The organism is Nonomuraea sp. LP-02, assembly GCF_036289125.1.
Taxonomy (GTDB): Bacteria; Actinomycetota; Actinomycetes; order Streptosporangiales; family Streptosporangiaceae; genus Nonomuraea; species Nonomuraea bangladeshensis.
This window is the reverse complement of sequence record NZ_JAXCLK010000001.1, coordinates 2,232,172-2,249,537: the sequence shown is the minus strand read 5'-3', so window position 1 is coordinate 2,249,537 and position 17,366 is coordinate 2,232,172. Positions and strand designations below refer to the sequence as shown.

Below are 17,366 nucleotides of genomic sequence, written 5' to 3'. Positions count from 1 at the left end.
GCCGGAGCCCCGGCCGCGGCCGCCGCCGTCAGCGGAGGACGGCGACCTCCTCGCCCGGCTCGCCGGCCGCCGACAGGGCGGCGACGCGGGTGCGGGTCACCGCGTACGGGCCCGGCGTCGTCCGCCCGTCCAGCGTGATCCGCGCGACCCGCCGGCTCCCGGCCGCGACGTAGTAGTGCCGGCCGGAGGGCGCCCGCCACCACGCGCCGGCCACCACGTCGCGCCGGAGCCGGCTGCAGTCCCAGGTGCCGCTCCGGCCCCCGGTGCGCAGGGCGGACGTACGCCCGCGATGGGTGCTGAACAGCACGCCCCGTACCAGGCTCCCGCCGCGCGCGTCCGCCAGCCGCAGGCAGATCCAGCGTCCGCGCGCCCCCTCGGGCAGCGCGCCGCGCCAGAACTCCCACGCCGCCGCGACCTCGGCGCCGCCGGCCGGCCACTCGACCGCGCAGCCGAGCCCCTTCCAGACGCCGAACCCGTCCAGCGAGCCGCCCTCCGGCGGCCGGTAGCGGGCCTCGGCGGGGGAGATCCCACCGAGATCGAGCATCGTGTACGGCACGCCGGGCGCGATCTCCGGCGCCCGCAGCCGCAGCACCGGCCCCCGGAGGCACCGCCCGCCTGCCGCCGGCACCGGCGCGGTCACCCCGTCCTCGATCCCGACCGCCCGCCACGCGGGGGAGCGGCCGGACAGCGGCGCGGCCGACATCTCGCGCACCCACGGCGGCACCAGGTAGCGGCTGCCCGCTGCCATGGCGCGCAGCGTGAGCGGGGCCGCGCCGCCGGGCCTGGCGCGCGGCGCGGGGAACACCTCCAGCCTGCCCGGCCCGCCCGCCTCGGTGTAGCGGGCGACCTGCTCCCCGTCGCGCGCCAGCACCACGGTCGCGCCGTCCACGCGCCCGGCGTACAGGAGCTGACCGGTGCGCCGCCCCCAGGCGCGCAGGGCGCGGGCGACGAGGGCGGCGTCGCCGGTGAGCGCGCCGCGCGGCTCCCACGTGGACAGGTCCAGCTCGGTGCTGCGCCGCCAGGCGCCCGGCGCGGCCACCTCGCCGGGCGGGCCGCCCCTCCAGCCGCAGCAGCGCGTACGCCGCCCGCGCCCCCGGCCGCAACGCCATCAGCTCCTCGGTGAAGGCCGCGTCGGCGCCCCGGGTGGTCGCGGGCACCACCTCCAGCCGCGGGAGCCGGCCGGACCAGGGCAGGATCCGGGCCCGCAGCGCCCGCCTCAGCACCGCCCGGCGCAGCCGCGCCTGGTCGCGCCCCCGATGGCGGGCCAGCCCGGCGGCGGCGAGCCGGTGCGCGAGCACCAGCCTGCGCTCCTCCCCGGCGGACGGCGGAAGGACCAGGTAGGCGAGCCACACCAGGTCGCGGTACGGCCGCGCCAGGCTCCTGCTGTCTCTGACGGACCGTCGCACCGACTGCTCCTCACCTACGGTGACAGGGGGATCGCGCACCGCGACAGCAGGGTAACGGCCGTTCTTTCCGCGCATGGGCAGGATGCCGAAATTCGTCCACCGGTCCGGCGCGGCCGTCTGGACAGGAGACGGCGACCCCGCCAAGCTGGGAACCTCTTCCCCCGAGCCGAGGTGAGCGGTGCCCGAAACCCTGCTGCGCAACACGTTCCATGTTCCCGCCCCGCCCGACGCGGTACGGGCCCACCTGAGCGAACCGGCCAGCTACATCGGCCTGTCGCCGCTGGTGGTCGAGGTGCGCGACGTGCGGCGCGAGGCCGGTCTGATCCACTACGTCAGCGTCGAGCGCTTCCGCTTCCTCGGCTTCCTGCGCTACGACAACCTCCTCAAGGTCACGCTGCGGCCCACCGAGGACGCCGTCGAGGGCGAGGTGGACAGCCCCGGCGGGATCCGGCTGGCGTACCGGTTCGGCCTGACCGCCCGCGACGGCGGCACCGAGGTGACCGACGAGCTGCGGCTGCGGGCCGCCTTCGGCCCCCTGCTCGGCTACGCCGCCCGCCAGGCCCGGGGGGTGCAGCTCGCCCGCGCCGGCATCCTCGCCGATCGTGCTCCCGCCCTCTGAGCCCTTGAGGGCGGCGCACAGGCGCGGCGCGCCGCGGGTGCGGTGACGGCCGCCCGACCGAGCCGCGACGGCGATCAACTCGTGATGTGCGCCTGCCACGATCCGGCGCATGACCCCCCGTCACCTGACCGTGGCCGCCTTCCTGGCGGGTGTGCTCGCGGGCTGCGCCGCCGCGCCCGCGCCCTCGGCCGTCTCCGCGTCCGCGGGGGCGGCGCAGCCGGGCGTGGAGCAGCTGCACGCCTCCGAACTGCGGCCGGGCGACTGCCTCGCGCCGATGCCCCAGAGCTTCGTCGTGACGCTCGCTTCCTGCTCGGAGCCGCACGCGGCGGAGTACGCCACCACGTACGTGGTGCCCGACCAGCCGTGGCCGGGCGAGGAGGCGCTGGACCTGCTCGCCCGCGAGGGATGCGCGCCCAGGATGCGGTACGTGCCCGAGCGGAGGGCGGAGCTCACCGTGGCCGCGCTGGTGCCGGAGGAGGCGGATTGGCCCCGCTACCGGACCGCGTACTGCCTGGCGGTCCGGGCCGACGGCGGCGAGCTCGTCGGCCGCGTCATCCTGTGACGGGGACCGGACGGGAGGCGGGTGCCGCCAGGTCGTGGCCGGAGCGGGCCAGCCAGACCACCTGCAGCGCCCCGGTGAGCGCCCCGAGGCCGCCGACCAGGGCCGAATCGTACGCGACCGGCGTGCCCGACATCGCGAGGACGGCCGGCACCAGCAGCGCGAGCCACGGCGTCACCAGGGCGGCGACGCCGCAGGTGACCGTGCCGGGACGCCAGCGGCCGTCGTCGCGCTGCGCCCGCAGCACCAGCACCGTCCAGGCCAGGGTCGCCACCGCGATCACCAGGTAGAGAAAGTCGAGCCCGGGCAGGCTGATCAGGCCCAGCAGCGCGACGACCGTCGTGCCCCCGAACCCCACCGCGCCCGCGGTCCTGATCAGCTCCGCCCCCTTGAGCCGGGGCCGCAGCACCGGGCGGACCAGCACGGGGTGGATCAGCACGGCGACCGCCCACATCGACAGCGCGCTGATCACATCCGCCCACCACGGCCACGGCGACGGGAGCGGGTGGAGCAGCAGCGTGGTGGCCGCGGCGGCGTACAGGGTGAACCGCGCCCGCCGGACCCTCGGCTCCTGCTCGTCGCGGGGCGCCGTCTCCAGGGGACCGCGCAGGACCTGCCACAGGGCCCAGGCCCAGGGGACGGCGGTTAGTGCGGCGATCAGCACGTCGGAGCCCGTCGCGCCGGCGTCGGGCTCCTCCGTGATCGTCAGCCGCCACAGCGGGTCCAGGTCGCCGGTGACCGCCGCGACGGCGGCGGCCACGGCCACCCCGGCGACATAGACACCCGTCACGATCAGAGCGAGCACGGCGGAGCGGCGGCGAGGCGGCACGGGACACGTCCGAGGGGGTGAGCGGAGGTCGGGCGCTCACCCTATCGGCGGTCCGGCGTGAAGTCGATCAAGCGCTGAGGCGGGCCAGCTCCTCCTCCGTGAGCTCCAGCTCCGCCGCGGCGACCGAGTCGAGAATGGTCTCCGGGCGGCTCGCCCCCGGGATCGGGATGACGACCGGGCTGCGGGCCAGCTCCCAGGCGAGGCAGACCTGCTGCGGCGAGACACCGCGCTCGCCGGCGATCGCGTGGAAGGCGGGGTGGTTGCTCAGCTCCCCGGTACGCCCGATCCCGCCCAGCGGCGACCAGGGCAGGAAGGCGATGCCGAGCTCGGCGCACACGTCGATCTCGGGCTCGCTGGAGCGGAACCGCGGCGAGAACTCGTTCTGCACGCTCACCAGCCGGTCGCCGAGGATGGAGTGGGCGAGCCTGATCTGCGCGGGGTCGGCGTTCGAGATCCCGGCGAACTGGATCTTGCCGGCGTCGTGCAGGTCCTTCAGCGCGCCGATCGTCTCCTCGTACGGCACCTGCGGGTCGGGCCGGTGGTGCTGGTAGAGGCCGATGGCGTCCACGCCGAGGGTCTTCAGCGAGCGGTCGCAGGCCCGCTTGAGGTAGGAGGGGCTGCCGTCCACGTCCCACCCGCCGGGTGTCCGGGTGTGGCCGCCCTTGGTCGCGACGAGCACGGCGGCGGCGTCGCCCGGCCACAGGGACAGGGCGCGGGCGACCAGCCGCTCGTTGTGTCCCACGTCGGTGTGCGAGGGCGTATACGCGTCCGCCGTGTCGATGAGCGTGACACCGGCGTCCAGGGCCGCGTGGATGGTCCGGATCGACTGGTCCTCGTCCGGCATGTGACCGGCCACCGACATCGGCATGGCGCCGAGCCCGATGGCACTGACCTGCCGGTTCGCGAGGGTACGGGTCCTCATGGCGTTGTGCATGGGACCACCCTGTCCGCTGGAGCGCGCTCCAGGTCAAGCCGGGCGCTCACGGGGCGGTCTATCGGGCGGCCCGTTGGGTGGCCCGCAGTTCGTCGAGGAGCCGGGCGGGCTCCTCGACGGTGACCGTCAGCGCGGGATGGCGTAGCACGCCGAGCGGTTCGCTGCCCGACACCGACCGGCGGAACCGGATGCACACCCCCAGTCGGGTGTTGCTGCCGAAGGTGAGGCCCCCGTCCGCGAGCGACAGGTGCGGCCCGATCGCCTTGACCGCCGAGTACGGCCCCGACAACTCCGCGCCGGCCACGTTCGCGCGCGGCGACAGCACCAGCCAGGGCCCGAACCGGACCCGCAGCACATCCGCGCTCAGCGTCAGCTCGCAGGTGTCCGGCCTGATGCCCAGCAGGCGCAGCAGCGGCCGGTACCGGTCATCGAAGGCGAAGGCGAACCGCCGTGTCTCTCCGTCGTGATTCACGTTCCGGCGGCTACCCGGAGGCGGCCGTCCCACGCCTCACTTGGACAGGTAGAGGGTCTTCCAGGTGCCGGCGTACAGGCAGTTCAGTGACGGCTTGGCGGCCTTGGCCTCCGAGCAGACCTTGAGCTCGACCTGGTAGACGTCGTGGTGCTTGACGGAGAAGTGCTTCGGCGTGCGGTAGGAGCAGTCGCGCACCCAGTGGTTCCTGCTCGGCAGGTTGCTGCCGGAGCGGTACGTGACGCGGAAGACGGCCCAGCCGCAGGAGGCGGACTTGGTGGAGTCCTGGACCGTGCCCGAGATCGTGACGACGGCGGCGGTGGGCAGGTCGGCGTGGTCCTCGCCGGTGGCGGTCAGCTTGCCGGCGGCCTTGGCCGCCTTGCCGGGCGCGTAGTACGGGCCCCAGGTGATGGGGGCCGACTGGGCGGCGGCGGTGGCGGGCTGGGCGGTGGCGGCCTGGGCGGCGGCCGGGGTCATCAGGATGGCGGCGGAGGTGGCGGTGACGGCGAGGGCGGCGAGGGCGCGGGCGGCGGTCATGAGGAGCGTCCTTCCTGGGGAGGCGGTGACCACAGAATGCGGGGGACCGATTTCAACCCGCTTGCCGACCCGTATCAACCGCCTGCGAACGCCTTGATTCCGGCTAACAGTCCATGTGGTGCTATGTCCGGCTAAGAGGGTGGAGCGTTCCCGCCGTGCTGGTCTACCGTGGCGGGTGGCCCCCGTCGGCGCGTGGTGGAGGTCCGCGATGGCCCGCGTCCCGCTCACGGCACAGGACCGCCGCCGCGGTCAGGTCGTCGTGCTGGGCGTGGTGGTGGCCGTCCTCGTGGTGCTGGCGGCCGGCCTGCTCGTACGTGCCACGACCGCCGCAGAGGAGCGCGAGCGCGCCGAAGCCGCCCGCGACGTCGCGCTCAGCCGGGCGCTCATGGCCGAGAGCGCGAGCCTGGCCGTGACCGACCCCCAGACGGCCCGGCTGCTCGCCGTCGCCGCCGCCCGGATCGTCCCGCCGTCGCCGTGGACGCGCGCCGCCGTCCGTGCCGCCGTGGCCCGGCCCGAGCTGGCGGTGCTGCGCGGTTTCCCGTCCGACGTGGACGCCGTGACGTTCAGCCCGGACGGCGCGTACGTCGCCGCGTCCGGCCGCGACGACCTGCTGCGCGTCTGGGACGCCAGGAGCCTCGCCCCCGCGACCTGGCCGATCCCCGGCGACGACGGCGCGAGCGGAACGGCGCTCGCCTACCGCCCCGACGGCCGCGAACTGGCCGTGGCCGACACCTGGGGGCGGGTGCACTTCTTCGACACCGCCACCCGCGCCCGCCGCATCGGCGGCGAGACGAGGAAGGCGTCGCGCTCCTGGGCCGCGTACCATCCGGACGGCACGCTCCTCGCCACCACCCGGACGCTCTTCGAGGAGTCCCGGCTCTGGGACCCGGCCGCCGCCGCGCCCGTCGCCGCCCTGCGCACGCTGGAGGGCACGCCGGGACCGGTCGCGTTCAGCCCGGACGGGACGCTGCTGGCCGTCGCCTACTTCGGCGGCCCCGTCCGCCTCTTCGACGCCGCGTCCGGCCTGCTGACCGGCGACCCGCTGCGGCCCGCCGCCGCTGGGACCGCCGCCGGGGCCGCCGCGCTGGCGTTCAGCCCCGACGGCCGGCTGCTCGCCGCGAGCACCGGCGGCGAGCAGGCCCAGATCTGGGACGTCGCCACCCGCCGCCCCGCCGCCGGGCCCCTGGCCGGGCACGCCGGCCCCGTCACCGCGGTCGCGTTCAGCCCGGACGGCGCGATCCTGGCCACCGCCTCCGGGGACCGCACGGTCCGCCTCTGGGACGCCGCCACCGGCGCGCCCCTCGGCGACCCGCTGACCGGCCACACCGGCGCGGTGACCGCCGTCGCGTTCAGCCCGGACGGCGCCACGCTGGCCAGCGCGGGCGTCGACGCCACCGTACGGCTGTGGCGCCTCCCGCGCGCCCGCACCCGCCTCCTCACCCTGCCCGGCCCCGTCCCCGCCGACCGGCCCGCGCCCGGCGCCCCCGACACCTCCCGCGCGGTGCTCAGCGCCGACGGGTCCCGGCTGGTGATCCAGCCGTACGACGCCACGCGCCCGGGCCCTGGCCGGCTCTGGTCCTGGAACACCGGTTCCGCGCGGTCCTGGGACACGGCGGGCGGGCCCCTGCCCGGCGGGCGGCTGGCGATCCGCAGGGACACCCCCGTCGACGCCCTCGCCCTGAGCCGCGACGGCCGGACGCTGGCCGCCTCCGGCCTCGACGACCCTGCCCACGGCAGGGACGTCACGATCCGCGGCGGGCCCGCCGGCGCGCCGCCCGTCAGGGGCCGCCCGCTCGCCTTCAGCCCCGACGGCCGGCTCCTCGTCACCGCGGTCTCCGGCAGCGAGGTACGCGTCTGGACCCTGGGCGGGACCGGGTCCGGGCGGACGCTGGCGGGGGAGGGCGAGCCGGTCGTGGCGGCGTTCAGCGCCGACGGCGCGCTGCTCGCGGTGGGCACGTCGGCCGGTCCCGTCCTGGTGTGGGACGTGGCCACCGGCCGCCGCAGAGCCACGCTCCCCGGCCACACGGGTGTCGTCACCGCCCTGGCCTTCGCCCCCTCCGCCCCGACCACGCTGGTCTCCGGGGGCGCGGACCGTACGGCGCGGGTGTGGGACGTGGCGACCGGGCGCGGCCGGCTTCTCGCCGGTCACGCGGGGCCGGTGGACGCCGTGGCGTTCGCGCCGGACGGCACGGTCCTCGCCACCGGCGGCGGCGACCGTACGGTCCGGCTCTGGGACGTGCCCACCGGCCGCCCGCTGGGCCCGCCGCTCGCCGGGCACCGGGGCGCGGTGGCCGCGCTGGCCTTCGCCCCGGACGGGCGCACCCTGCTGGCCGCCGCCGCCGACCGCGCCGACGTGCGGGGCGACTCCTACGCCCTGTGGCGGTGGGACACCGCCGCCCTCGCCGCCGACCCCGTCGCCACGGCCTGCGCGCAGGCGGCCCGCGCCCTCACGCCCGCCGAGTGGTCCGCCCGTGTCCCCGGCCCGCCCTACCGGCGGGACCTCTGCCCCTGACAGGGGGCGGGCCGCGCGAGAATGCTCGCTGTGATTGTGGACAAGGCGATCTACCGCGACGGCACCCGCGAGACCATCACCGGCGACATCAGCGACGCCTGGAGCGCCGCCCGCACCAGCGGCGGCGCTTTCCTGTGGATCGGCCTGCACGAGCCCACGCAGGAGGAGTTCGACCTGATCAGCACCGAGGTGAGGCTGCACCCGCTGGCGGTGGAGGACGCGATCAAGGCCCATCAGCGGCCCAAGCTCGAACGCTACGACGACACCCTGTTCGTGGTGCTCAAGACGCTGCTGTACGTCGAGGAGACCTCCGACATCGAGGTCGGCGAGATCAACCTGTTCCTCGGCCCCGACTTCGTCATCTCCGTCCGCCACGGCGGCGCCAACCCGCTGAAGGGGGTGCGCCGGCGCGTGGAGTCGGACCCCGGCCTGCTGGCCGCGGGCCCGGCGGGCGTCATGTACGCGATCTGCGACGCGGTCGTCGACACCTACTCCCTGGTCTCCTACGAGGTCGAGCACGACCTCATCGCGCTGGAGCGGCGCGTGTTCAGCGGCGAGCAGTCCGACGTGACCGAGGACATCTACTCGCTCAAGCGGGAGGTGCTGGAGTTCCGGACCGCGCAGGACCCCCTCATCCCGGTCCTGGAGGAGATCGTCAAGGGCCGGGTGGAGCTGTGCGCGGGCAACCGGGAGCTGTTCCGCGACGTCCTGGACCACCTGCTGCGGGTGGACGGCAAGGTGGACGAGCACAACGAGCTGCTGTCCAGCGCGCTCAGCGCCCATCTGGCGCTGGTCGGCAGCGAGCAGAACAAGGTCGCCATGCAGCAGAACGCCGACATGCGCAAGATCTCCTCGTGGGCCGCCCTCATCGCCGTCCCCACGCTGATCGCCGGTGTGTACGGGATGAACTTCGACCACATGCCCGAGCTGCACTGGGCGTACGGCTACCCGTTGTGCCTGGGGACGATGGCGGTGGCGGTGGCGGTGGTGTACCGGCTGCTGCGGGGGAGCGGCTGGCTGTGAATCAGGCGAGGGCGGCCAGAGCCGCCTCCAGGCTCTCGTAGAGCGGCAGGCGGTCGGCGAGACCGGTGATCCAGATCACCCGGGCGCGGGCGTAGTCGACGCCGATGAGCGCGAACCCGCCGCCGGAGGAGAGCGCCGTCTGCCAGCGGTGCACGATCAGCCCCAGGGCGCGCGAGTCCATGAACGTGACCCCGGCCAGGTCGAGGATCAGCGCCGGACCGGCCTGGGAGAGGAACTCCGCGAACTCCTCGCGCGTGGTGGCGTCGAGCAGCCCGTCGACGGTGATCACGGTGATGTCGTCGACGACCCTGGAGGTCAGGGTGAGGCTCCTCGGCCGGTCGCTCTCACCGTCCTGCGCGATCATGGCTGTCATCGTAGTGGTCGCGGTCCCGCCCGGCATCAGGGGTCGCGGCGATCGTTACCCAACAGGCAGGTCACGCGGCGACGGAACGGGGGCGGCGGGTGTCGACGGCGGGGGCCAGGAAGACGGCGGAGACGACGAAGGCGAGCACCACGAGCATGGCCGCGCGCAGCCCCCACTGCTCGCCGAGGAACCCGAGGCCGGGCGGGCCGACGAGGAAGGCGACGTAGCCGATGACGGCCACCAGGCTGACGCGGGCGGTCTCGTCGGGCCCGCTCTCCCCGGCGGCCGACAGCGCGACGGGGAAGCCCAGCGCCGCGCCGAGCCCCCAGAGCAGCACGGCCGCCCCGGCCAGCAGGGCGCTGTCGGAGAAGATCACCAGGAGCAGCCCGAGCGCCCCCGAGACGGCGCTGGCGCGGATGACCGCCGTGCGGCCGAACCGCCCGAGGAAGTACGCCCCGCCGAACCGGCCGGCGGTCATGGCGGCGGCGAACCCGGCGTAGACGAGGGACCCGGCCGCGGTGCCGAGGCCGTGCCCGTCCACCATGAGCAGCGGCAGCCAGTCGTTGGCGGCGCCCTCGGCGAGCGCCATGGCCAGCACGATGGCGCCGATCAGCAGCAGCCTGCCGTCCTTCCACACCGCCGGCCGCGGACCGGACTCGCCGGCCTCGCCGGGCGTCCCGAGTCCGGTGCCCGCGGGGACGGAGCGGGCGGCGTACAGGAAGATCGCGACCGAGATCAGGGTGACGGCGGCCAGGTGCCAGTGGACGGGGAGGCGGGCGGCGGTGGCCGCGATGCCCGCGCAGGCGCCGACGACGGTGCCGAGGCTGAAGCAGCCGTGCAGGGTGGGCATCGTCGTGACGCCGGTGGCGCGTTCGACGTCGGTGGCGTCGACGTTCGCGGCGACGTCACCGGCCCCGATGCCCGCGCCGAACGCGGCCAGGCCGGCCGTGACCAGCGGCACGGACGCCAGGAGGACGCCGGCGCTGATGACGGCCAGGCTCGCGATGATCGCCAGGGAGCCGGTGACGATGACGGGCCTCGTGCCGTACCGGGAGGTGAGGCGCCCGGAGAGGAGGATGCCGATCATGGAGCCCAGCGACAGGCCGAACAGGATCCAGCCCATCTGCGCGGTGGAGGCCTCCAGCCGGTCGCGGATGTCGGGGGTGCGGGTCACCCACGAGGACATCGCGATGCCCGGCAGGAAGAACAGCAGGAACAGCGCGTGCCTGCGCCGGCGCATGGCAAGGTCCATCAACGAGGGCTCTCCGGGGGGCAGGCGTGGGCATCGGCGTACGAATGAATACTAACGGGGACAAACCGCCCCGCCTGCCCTCCGGCTCAGTACACGTACGGCCAGCCGGCCGCGTCGTAGCCGATCTTGTTGATGCCGAGCAGTGCCGTCCCGTTGTCGGCGTAGTAGTGGTAGACGAGGATGTCGCCGTCGACGTCCCCGAAGACCGCCTGGTGGCCGGGCCCGTGCACCGAGTCGTGGCCGGCCAGCACCTGGGTGCCGCCGCCTGAGGTCATCGCCACGCCGTTGCGGTCGAGGTAGGGCCCGGTGACGCTGGCCGAGCGGCCCACCATGATCCGGTACGTGCTGGCCGCGCCGCGGCAGCAGGCGTCGAAGGACACCCACAGGTAGTAGTAGCCGCCGTGCTTGTAGATGTACGGCGCCTCGATCGCGGTGCTGCCGGGCCGCTGGGCGATGCCGCGGACCGTGCCGTCGAGCCGCTTGCCGGTGCTGGGGTCGAGCTGGATCAGCTTGATGCCGGTCCAGAACGAGCCGAAGCTCAGCCACCAGCGTCCCTGGTCGTCCACGAGCAGGTTGGGGTCGATCGCGTTGTAGGTGCTGGAGGAGCTGGTGGAGATGATCAGCCCGTTGTTCGTCCACGAGCCGGACGCGCCGGTGGTGCTGGTGGCCAGGAAGATCGCCGAGTTGTTCGAGCCGAAGGTGGAGGCCGAGTAGTACAGGTAGTACTTCCCGTTGCGGTAGGAGATGTCCGGCGCCCACAGGTTCCGGCCGCCGCCGGTGTAGGAGGTCGTCCAGGGCGCCCCGTTCGGGAACACGACTCCGGCGTTGCGCCAGGCGGTGCGGTCGGCGGAGGTCTTCAGCGCGATGTTGTCGCCGGTGTGGGCGAGCAGGTAGCCCCCGCCGGGGCGGCGGGCCACCGAGGGGTCGTGCACCCCGATGTCGCCGGTCACCACGCCGGGGCCGGGGTAGGCGGCGGCGTACCCCGGCGGGGCGAGCCCGAGCACCAGCGCCACCATCGATGTTAGCGCTAACATCATGCGCCGGATTGACTGCGTGGTTTTCATGCTTCCACCCATCTGTGTGAGGTCCGGGGGCAGAGCAGACGCTAAGAGCCCTCGCCGGACCCGGTCAATCCCGGCCGGCCCGACCGCCCCGCCCGGACGGCGCCTCGCCTGAGGTCACGCCGGGTACGGCCCGCCGCGCGCGGGCCGAAAGTTTCATGGCCGGAGCCGGCGTCACTCCCCGTCCGGCGGCGGGTGCAGCATCGGGACCAGGAAGCGTCTGGCCACGGAGGCGAGTTGCGCGTCGTCGTCGAGGTCGACGATCTCGCTGGGGATCGCCAGGAAGGAGGCCGACACCCGGACCATGAGCTCGGCCACGAGCTCGATGTCGAGGTCGGCGCGCACGTGCCCGGCGCGCTGCTCGCGACGGAGCTGCCCGGCGACGAACTGCCGGACGACGGCGAGCGTCCGCCCTCCGTCGCTGACCATGGAGGGGACCAGCAGGTCGGGCTCCACGTCGATCAGCCCGCCGATCAGCGGGTTGCCGCGGATCGCGCGCAGGGAGCTCACGAAGCCCAGGACCACCCGCTCGGCGGGGGTGCCGGCGCGCTCGATGTCGATGAGGAACTGGTCGAAGTAGCGGCGGAACTCGCGCCGCACCACGTCCTCGACCAGCGCGTCCTTGGTGGCGAAACGCCGGTAGACGGTGATCCGCGAGACCTTCGCCCGCCGGGCGACGTCCTCCATCGTGGAGCGGCGGATGCCCATGCGGCTGAACTGCTCGTAGGCCGCGTCGAGGATGCGCCCGCGCAGCTCGTCGGTGTCGCCGACCTGCTCGACCGCATCAAGGTAAGCGCGCTCCAGCAACGACTCCGACTCGGATGGCGTCGAGAGGCCGGACAGCACAGATTCCACGATCACCTCCTGTCCTGATTCTGCCTCAAGCGCCAACAGCCGCGGTCGCGGTCTTGTGATGTCCGTCACGGTGTGCTCTGATGATACGCAGAATCGTACGTTGTTTCACCGTATCAGAAGGCACTCCCCCCGGCCTCGGGAGAAGGAGGAACAGCGGCAATGGACGGATTAAGCCGGCGCAACATTCTCAAGGCGGGCGGCGCGCTCGGCGCGGTGGGCGCGCTCAGCATCGCGAGCCCGGCACACGCGTGGACCTGGTCGCCCACCGGCTCGGTGGCCGGCACCGGAGCGGGCCTCGACCCGCGCTGGGTCTGGGACGAGGAGGCCGACCCGCTCGTCGCCTCACTGCTCGACCGCGGCGACGTCACCCGGGTCAACACGCTGCTGCGCACCTGGACCAAGAACGGCCAGCCGCTCCCGGCCGGCCTCCCCGCGGACCTGCGCGACTTCATGGAGCGCGCCCGGCAACTGCCCGCATGGGCCGACCAGGGCAAACTCGACCTCGCCGTCGAGTTCAACAAGAAACGCGGGCTCTACCTGGGCGTCCTGTACGGCCTGGCCAGCGGCATGATGAGCACGGTCATCCCCAAGGAGGCGCGCGCGGTCTACTACTCGCAGGGCGGCGCCGACATGAAGGACCGCATCTCCAAGACCGCCAAGCTCGGCTACGACATCGGCTCGACCAACGCCTACCGGCCCGACGGCGAGATGATCGTCACGGCCGTCAAGACCCGGCTGGTGCACGCGGCGGTGCGGCACCTGCTGCCGCAGTCGCCCTACTGGTCGCAGGTCGCCGACGAGGAGATCCCGATCAGCCAGCGCGACATGATGGTCACCTGGCACAGCCTGCCCACGACCGTCATGCAGAAGCTGGTCGCCTGGAAGGTGCCCATCCCCTCCAACGAGTCCGCGGCGTTCCTGCACTCCTGGCAGGTGGGCGCGCACATGCTCGGCATCAAGGACGAGTACATCCCCGCCTCCTGGGCCGAGGCCAACAGCCAGGCCGCGCAGGTGCTCACCCCGATCCTGGCGCCGACGCCCGAGGGCATCAAGCTCGCCGACATCCTGCTCAACCTCGGCTCGTCCGTCGACGCCGGCATCCTCAGCAAGCCCATTCTCGGCGCGTTCACCCGCTTCATGCTGGGGGACCAGATCGCGAACTGGCTGAAGATCGGCAGGGAGCCGATCTGGGACCCGTTGCTCAAGGTCGCCTGGGGGCCCTTCATCGCCGTCCGCGAGGGCCTGCTGCCGTTCCCGCTGGCGCCCGAGGCGTACTGGCTCTTCGACGAGTTCCTCCGCAAGGCGGCGCTGCTCTTCCTGTCCGAGGCGCGGCCGATCAGCATCGAGATCCCGGACAGCAACCGCCCCTCCTGACGTCAGGACCCGAAGAAAGGAGCATCCGCGCATGGCGGATCTGAGCAGGCGCAAGATGCTGATCACGGGCGGCGCCCTCGGGGCGATGGGCGCCCTGAGCATCGCGAGCCCGGCCCACGCCTGGACCTGGTCGCCCACGGGCTCGGTCGCGGGCGCCGGCGCCGGCCTCGACCCGCGCTGGGTCTGGGACGAGGAGGCCGACCCGCTCGCCGCCTCGCTGCTCGACCGCGGCGCCGTCCCCGAGGTCAACCGGCTCCTCTGGGACTGGAACCGCAACGACCAGCCCCTGCCCGACGGCCTGCCGGCCGACCTCGTCGCCTTCATCGAGAAGGCCAGGCAGCTGCCGCCGTGGGCGGACCGCGCCAAGCTGGAGACCGCGGCCACCTTCAACAAGTCGCGCGGCCTCTACCTCAACCTGCTCAACGGCGTCGGCGGCGGCATGCTGAGCACCGCGATCCCCAAGGAGGCCCGCGCCGTCTACTACTCCAAGGGCGGGGCCGACATGGAGGACCGTGTCGCCAAGACGAGCCTCCTGGGCTTCGCCGTCGGAGCGCTCAACGCCTACCGGCCCGACGGCACGTGCATCGTCCAGTCCGTCAAGACCCGGCTGGTGCACGCGGCGGTCAGGCACCTGCTCCAGCAGTCGCCCCACTGGGGCGGCGACATTCCCATCAGCCAGGAGGACATGCTCGTCACCTGGCACACCCTGCCGACCTACGCCATGCGCAAGATGCTCGAATGGCAGGTGCCGATCAAGCCCGCCGAGTCGGCGGCGTACCTGCACGTGTGGCAGGTGACCGCGCACATGCTCGGCATCAGGGACGAGTACATCCCGGCGACCTGGGACGCCGCCAACGCCCAGTCCGACCAGATCCTGCCCCGCAACATGGGCCCGACGCCCGAGGGCGTGGAGCTCACCGACATCCTGCTGGGCCAGCTCGCCGAGCAGACCAGCCCCGGCAGCGTCAGCCGGCCCCTGTGCAACGCGCTCGCCCGCTACCTCGTCGGCGACCAGGTCGCCGACTGGGACGGCATCCGGCGCGAGCTGGTGTGGGACCCGCTGATCAGCTCCGCCTGGCCGAAGCTGGTCAGGTTCCGCGAAGGGCTCATCCCGCTGCCGCTGGTGCCCTCGATCGCCTGGGTCATCGACGAGGCCGTACGGCAGTACATCCTGTTCTTCCTCACCAAGGGCAAGGAGACCAAGATCGAGATCCCGACGACCAACCGCCCCGGCACATGACCGGACCGACCGACGAGGCCATCGGGCGCCGCCGGTTCCTCGGCTACGTGGTGGCGGCGCCGACCCTGGTGGCCGCCGCCGAGCTCGTCCCCTCAGCACCCGCCGCCACACCCGCCGCCGCTGCCTCCCCGGAGACCGCGGCGGCGGCCGGGCTGCCCTCGCCCGACCTCACCCAGCTCATCGACCTCAACGACGTCATGACCGCGGCCGCCCTGCCGACCTCGAACCTGATCTCGGTCGAGGTCGGCACGGACGGCATGGTCTCCTTCGCGCTGCCGCGCGCCGAGGTCGGGCAGGGCATCACCACCTCCACGGCCATGCTGATCGCCGAGGAGCTGGCCGTGCCCCTGGAACGGGTCCGCGTCACGCTCGCCGACGCCCGGCCGGAGCTGCTGTTCAACCAGCTCACCGGCGGCTCGAACACGACCGTCTCGACGTACACGCCGATCCGGGTCGCCGCCGCCGTCGCCCGGCTGCGGCTGCTGGAGGCGGCGGCGGCCGAGCTCGGCGCGCCCGCCGGCGAGCTGAGACTGGAGGACGGAGCGGTCGTCGGCCCGTCCGGCCGCCGGCTCGACATCGGCGCGCTCGCCGCCAAGGCCGCGAGCACCCGCACCCGGCAGGTGAGCGTGGAGCTCGCGCCGCGCGCCGCCTTCACCGTCATCGGCCGGCCCCACAACCGGGTCGACGCGCTGGCCGCGGTGACCGGGCGCAAGAAGTTCACCATGGACCTCGACGTGCCGGACGCCAAGCCGACCATGGTCTGCCGCCCGCCGACCATCAACGGCAAGGTCGCATCCGTGAGCAACCTCGCCGAGGTCCGCGCCATGCCGGGCGTCACCGACGCCGTCGTCATCGCCACCGGCGTGGCGGTGCGCGCCGAGACGTTCGGGCAGTGCATCGACGCCGTACGCGCCCTGCGGGTCACCTGGAAACCCGGGACCGCGGCCGGCAAGTCCGACGAGAGCGTGCTGCGCGAGCTGGCCGCCGCGGAGCTGCCCCTCGGGCTGAGACCGCCGACGCCGACCGTCGAGGCCACGTTCACCTTCCACTTCCGCGGCAACAGCGCGCTGGAGCCCAACTGCGCGATCGCCGACGTACGGGCCGGCCGCGCCGAGATCTGGTCGGCGCTGAAGTCGCCGATCGTCGCCCAGCAGGCCATCGCCGCCAAGCTCGGCCTGCCCGTCGGCAAGGTCACCGTGCACGTCACCGAGGGCGGCGGCTCCTTCGGCCGCAAGCTGTTCTTCGACGCCGCGCTGGAGGCCGCCGAGGTGTCGCAGAAGATCGGCAAGCCGGTCAAGCTCATGTGGCACCGCGCCGACGACGCCCGCCAGGGCCGCGCGCACCCGATGGCCACCTCGCGGGTCAGGGCCGCCTATCTCGGCCAGACGGTGCTCAGCTACAAGCAGCGGCACACCAGCGTCTCCACCGACCTCGGCCACGGGCTCGGCGAGATCTTCACCGCCCTGGCCGCCCGGCTCCCGGTCGGCGACATCGGCTTCTCCCAGACGTTCTTCCACCTCAGCCAGGCCATGTCGTACGACTTCGGCGCCAGCAGCCACCTGCTCGCCGAGACCGACAAGGACTTCAACACCGGCAGCATGCGCAACGTCTACTCGCCCGACGTCACCTGCGCCCGCGAGCTCGTCGTGGACCAGCTCGCGGCGCGGATGGGCAAGGACCCGTACCGGTTCCGGCACTCCTTCCTGCGCGACGACCGCGCACGGGCGGTGCTGACGCGGGCGGCCGAGGCGGGCGGCTGGGGCCGCGCGATGGCGCCGGGCACCGCGCAGGGCATCGCCTTCCACGCCGAGTACAAATCGGTCAGCGCCTGCCTGGTGGAGATCGACTGCCGGCCCGAGACCGTCAACAGGGCCGTCCGCGACGCCGTGACCGGCCCCCGCGTCACCAAGGTCGTCTTCGCCGTGGACGTCGGGCTCGCCGTCAACCCGCGCGGGCTGGAGGCGCAGATGATGGGCGGCGTCTCCGACGGCATCGCGCTGGCCCTCACCTCCAGCCTGCACCTGCGCGACGGGTACTTCCTGGAGGCGAGCTGGGACAACTACTTCTACACCCGCCAGTGGAACACCCCGCTCGACCTCCAGATCATCGTCATGCCCAGCACGTCCGAGCAGCCGGGCGGCGCGGGGGAGCTGGGGGTGGCCGCGTCGATGGCCGCCGTCGCCTGCGCCTACGGCCGCGCGACCGGCACGATGCCCACGACCTTCCCGATCAACCACGGCACGCTCTCCTTCACCCCCAAGCCCACCGTCCCGCCGGTCCCGCCGTCCCCGACCGACGGCCTCGACCACGCCCGCTGAACCGAGGAGCCCCA

17 protein-coding genes are annotated in these 17,366 nt (G+C 73.8%); 8 read left to right on the top strand and 9 right to left on the bottom strand.

Annotated features, from left to right (window positions below; all coding sequences use genetic code 11):
- Window positions 1–28: 28 nt before the first annotated feature.
- Window positions 29–1,039, bottom strand: coding sequence for a hypothetical protein (locus SMD20_RS10380; RefSeq protein WP_329578272.1), 1,011 nt, complete (start codon window positions 1,037–1,039; stop codon window positions 29–31).
- A gap of 80 nt (window positions 1,040–1,119) precedes the next feature.
- Here SMD20_RS10380 and SMD20_RS10375 point away from each other — a divergent pair, with 80 nt between their 5' ends.
- The 3 genes from SMD20_RS10375 to SMD20_RS10365 all read left to right on the top strand — a co-directional run bounded on the left by SMD20_RS10375 (window position 1,120) and on the right by SMD20_RS10365 (window position 2,587).
- Window positions 1,120–1,341, top strand: coding sequence for a hypothetical protein (locus SMD20_RS10375; RefSeq protein WP_329578270.1), 222 nt, complete (start codon window positions 1,120–1,122; stop codon window positions 1,339–1,341).
- Between the two features lie 243 nt (window positions 1,342–1,584).
- The gene (locus SMD20_RS10370; protein ID WP_329578267.1) at window positions 1,585–2,025 is read left to right on the top strand and encodes an SRPBCC family protein; all 441 of its coding nucleotides are present in this window, start codon (window positions 1,585–1,587) and stop codon (window positions 2,023–2,025) included.
- A 109-nt stretch (window positions 2,026–2,134) separates the two neighbouring features.
- Complete coding sequence (locus SMD20_RS10365) at window positions 2,135–2,587, top strand: hypothetical protein (protein ID WP_329578266.1); 453 nt, start codon at window positions 2,135–2,137, stop codon at window positions 2,585–2,587.
- Here the strand turns inward: SMD20_RS10365 and SMD20_RS10360 are convergent.
- The 4 genes from SMD20_RS10360 to SMD20_RS10345 form a co-directional block, all read right to left on the bottom strand.
- Complete coding sequence (locus tag SMD20_RS10360) at window positions 2,577–3,374, bottom strand: hypothetical protein (RefSeq protein WP_329578264.1); 798 nt, start codon at window positions 3,372–3,374, stop codon at window positions 2,577–2,579. The genes SMD20_RS10365 and SMD20_RS10360 overlap by 11 nt on opposite strands.
- Window positions 3,375–3,480: 106 nt before the next feature.
- On the bottom strand, window positions 3,481–4,347 hold the full coding sequence (locus SMD20_RS10355; RefSeq protein ID WP_329578261.1) for an aldo/keto reductase: 867 nt from the start codon (window positions 4,345–4,347) through the stop codon (window positions 3,481–3,483).
- Between the two features lie 58 nt (window positions 4,348–4,405).
- Entirely contained in the window at window positions 4,406–4,819 is a 414-nt protein-coding gene (locus tag SMD20_RS10350) for a hypothetical protein (protein ID WP_329578258.1), read from the bottom strand.
- Window positions 4,820–4,855: 36 nt separating this feature from the next.
- Entirely contained in the window at window positions 4,856–5,353 is a 498-nt protein-coding gene (locus tag SMD20_RS10345) for a hypothetical protein (RefSeq protein ID WP_329578255.1), read from the bottom strand.
- 208 nt (window positions 5,354–5,561) lie between these two features.
- Between SMD20_RS10345 and SMD20_RS10340 the strand changes: the two genes are divergently transcribed.
- A complete protein-coding gene (locus SMD20_RS10340; protein WP_329578253.1) occupies window positions 5,562–7,865 on the top strand; it encodes a WD40 repeat domain-containing protein in 2,304 nt (767 codons plus the stop codon).
- Between the two features lie 30 nt (window positions 7,866–7,895).
- On the top strand, window positions 7,896–8,888 hold the full coding sequence (locus SMD20_RS10335; RefSeq protein WP_329578251.1) for a magnesium and cobalt transport protein CorA: 993 nt from the start codon (window positions 7,896–7,898) through the stop codon (window positions 8,886–8,888).
- Between the two features lies 1 nt (window position 8,889).
- Here the strand turns inward: SMD20_RS10335 and SMD20_RS10330 are convergent, their stop codons facing one another.
- The 4 genes from SMD20_RS10330 to SMD20_RS10315 form a co-directional block, all read right to left on the bottom strand.
- A complete protein-coding gene (locus tag SMD20_RS10330) occupies window positions 8,890–9,252 on the bottom strand; it encodes an anti-sigma factor antagonist (RefSeq protein WP_329578248.1) in 363 nt (120 codons plus the stop codon).
- Window positions 9,253–9,322: 70 nt separating this feature from the next.
- Window positions 9,323–10,492 carry an MFS transporter gene (locus SMD20_RS10325; protein WP_329578245.1) on the bottom strand — a complete coding sequence of 390 codons (1,170 nt, stop codon included), beginning with the start codon at window positions 10,490–10,492 and terminating at the stop codon, window positions 9,323–9,325.
- A 98-nt stretch (window positions 10,493–10,590) separates the two neighbouring features.
- Entirely contained in the window at window positions 10,591–11,541 is a 951-nt protein-coding gene (locus SMD20_RS10320) for an arabinan endo-1,5-alpha-L-arabinosidase (RefSeq protein ID WP_329578243.1), read from the bottom strand.
- A 198-nt stretch (window positions 11,542–11,739) separates the two neighbouring features.
- A complete protein-coding gene (locus tag SMD20_RS10315; protein WP_329578240.1) occupies window positions 11,740–12,420 on the bottom strand; it encodes a TetR/AcrR family transcriptional regulator in 681 nt (226 codons plus the stop codon).
- 159 nt (window positions 12,421–12,579) lie between these two features.
- Here SMD20_RS10315 and SMD20_RS10310 point away from each other — a divergent pair, with 159 nt between their 5' ends.
- The 3 genes from SMD20_RS10310 to SMD20_RS10300 are packed head-to-tail and all read left to right on the top strand — an operon-like array spanning window position 12,580 to window position 17,352.
- A complete protein-coding gene (locus tag SMD20_RS10310; protein WP_329578237.1) occupies window positions 12,580–13,794 on the top strand; it encodes an oxygenase MpaB family protein in 1,215 nt (404 codons plus the stop codon).
- A gap of 31 nt (window positions 13,795–13,825) precedes the next feature.
- Window positions 13,826–15,034, top strand: coding sequence for an oxygenase MpaB family protein (locus SMD20_RS10305; protein ID WP_329578235.1), 1,209 nt, complete (start codon window positions 13,826–13,828; stop codon window positions 15,032–15,034).
- On the top strand, window positions 15,031–17,352 hold the full coding sequence (locus SMD20_RS10300) for a molybdopterin cofactor-binding domain-containing protein (protein ID WP_329578232.1): 2,322 nt from the start codon (window positions 15,031–15,033) through the stop codon (window positions 17,350–17,352). Before SMD20_RS10305 ends, SMD20_RS10300 begins: the two co-directional genes overlap by 4 nt.
- Window positions 17,353–17,366 lie beyond the last annotated feature (14 nt).